The sequence below is a fragment of the Candidatus Cloacimonadota bacterium genome (assembly GCA_011372345.1).
Lineage (GTDB): Bacteria > Cloacimonadota > Cloacimonadia > Cloacimonadales > TCS61 > DRTC01.
The window spans coordinates 1-1,999 of the sequence record DRTC01000631.1 but is presented as its reverse complement, the minus strand read 5'-3'; the positions used below and the strand labels follow the sequence as shown (position 1 = coordinate 1,999).

1 protein-coding gene is annotated in these 1,999 nt (G+C 38.1%); it reads left to right on the top strand.

The annotated features are described in order from the left end of the window. Positions 1-187 precede the first annotated feature (187 nt). On the top strand, positions 188-1,999 hold a 1,812-nt coding region (gene glmS, locus ENL20_12070), incomplete at its 3' end, for a glutamine--fructose-6-phosphate transaminase (isomerizing) (protein ID HHE39291.1).

Below are 1,999 nucleotides of genomic sequence, written 5' to 3'. Positions count from 1 at the left end.
GAATAATAGTTTTGCTGTTTTACTTGGAAAATTCGGTGATCAAATACCATTTTTAAGCAGGTTTTTAGAAGGTGATGATCTTCCTTTCTGGTTAGGAATTCCTGCAATCATACTTTTTTATTTTTTGTTAAAAATCTTTAATTCTTTGAATACAATAAGGCAGAAATAATTTTTAGAGGAGAATAAAATGTGTGGAATAGTTGGATATGTCGGAAAAAGAAATGCAACTCCGATAATTATAGAGGGCATTAAAAGATTGGAATATCGCGGATATGACAGTTCCGGGATAGCAATTATAGATAAAGAAAACAAATTGAAGATCTTCAAAGAATCAGGAAAAATTACCGAACTCGAAAGAGCTTTACCTTCTCCTGAAGAAACCTATGGTAAAATCGGAATTGCTCATACGAGATGGGCAACTCACGGAGAACCAACTCAAATAAATGCTCATCCTCATACTGATTGTCATCATAAATTTGCTCTGGTTCATAACGGTATCATCGAGAATTTTAAAGCATTGAGAAATAAACTTGAATCCGAAGGTCATGTTTTTACATCAGATACGGATACGGAAATTCTGGTTCATCTGATCGAACATTTTGCTCATACGGAAAACAATCTGACTCTCGCTGTTCAAGAAGCACTCAAACTGGTGGAAGGTACTTTCGGGATTGCTGTGATCAATGCAGACCATCCAAGATTGATGATCGCAGCTCGCAAGGGAAGTCCTCTGATTCTCGGCATCGGAAAAGATGAATTTTTTGTAACTTCCGATGCAAATGCGATCCTGATCCATACAAAAAGAGTTATTTATTTACAGGATAACGAAATCGTTACGATCAATGATAAAGATTTTGAGATAATTACTCTCGATAACCAGGTTGTACAGGCAAAAATTTCCGAAATTCAGTGGGATGTTTCATCAATTGAAAAAGGTGACTATAAACATTTTATGCTTAAGGAAATTTTTGAACAACCTGCTTCGATCGAAAATGCATTTCGCGGAAGATTGGTTGATAAACTCTCAACTGTCAGGTTAGGCGGTTTGGGAATGACAGGTGAAGAATTACGCAGGATCAAGAAATTACAGATAATTGCCTGCGGAACTTCCTGGCATGCAGGTTTGATTGGAAAACAGATCATCGAAAATCTTGCTCATATTCCAGTCGAAGTCGAATATGCAAGCGAATATCGATATCGAAATCCGATAATTACTGAAGACACTCTTGTTTTTGTGATAAGTCAATCAGGGGAAACTGCTGATACTTTAGCTGCTCTACGCGAAGCTCAGGCAAAAGGTGTTCGTGTTCTGGGAATTACCAATACGGTTGGAAGCACAATTGCTCGGGAGTCTGATGGTGGAGTTTATATTCATGCTGGAGCAGAAATCGGAGTTGCTTCTACCAAAGCTTTTACTTCCCAGGTTACGATCTTGACTTTGTTAGCTGTTTTACTTGGCAGGATGAGACATCTGAATCCTTCCTTTGGAGCATCTTTTAACAAAGAGATTAAAACCATTCCAGATAAGGTTCAGAAAATCCTGGATCAAGACGCGCAGATCAAAGAAATAGCAAAAACAATAAAAGATTCAACAAATGCTCTATATCTGGGAAGAGGTGTTAATTTCCCGGTTGCTTTGGAAGGTGCTTTGAAACTTAAAGAAATTTCTTACATTCATGCAGAAGGTTATCCCGCAGCAGAGATGAAACACGGTCCCATCGCTTTGATCGATAAAAATATGCCGGTAGTAACAATTGCCTTAAAAGATGCGATCTACGATAAAGTAATTTCCAACCTGCAGGAAGTTAAAGCTCGAAATGGAAGGATAATTACAATTGCCACCGAAGGAGATGAGGAGGTTCGATCTTTTTCAGAAAGTGTCATCTATATTCCGGAAACTTTCCATACATTACAACCGTTACTTTCTGTAATTCCGCTGCAGCTTCTTGCTTATCATGTTGCTGATCTGCGTGGTTATGATGTCGATCAACCGAGAAAT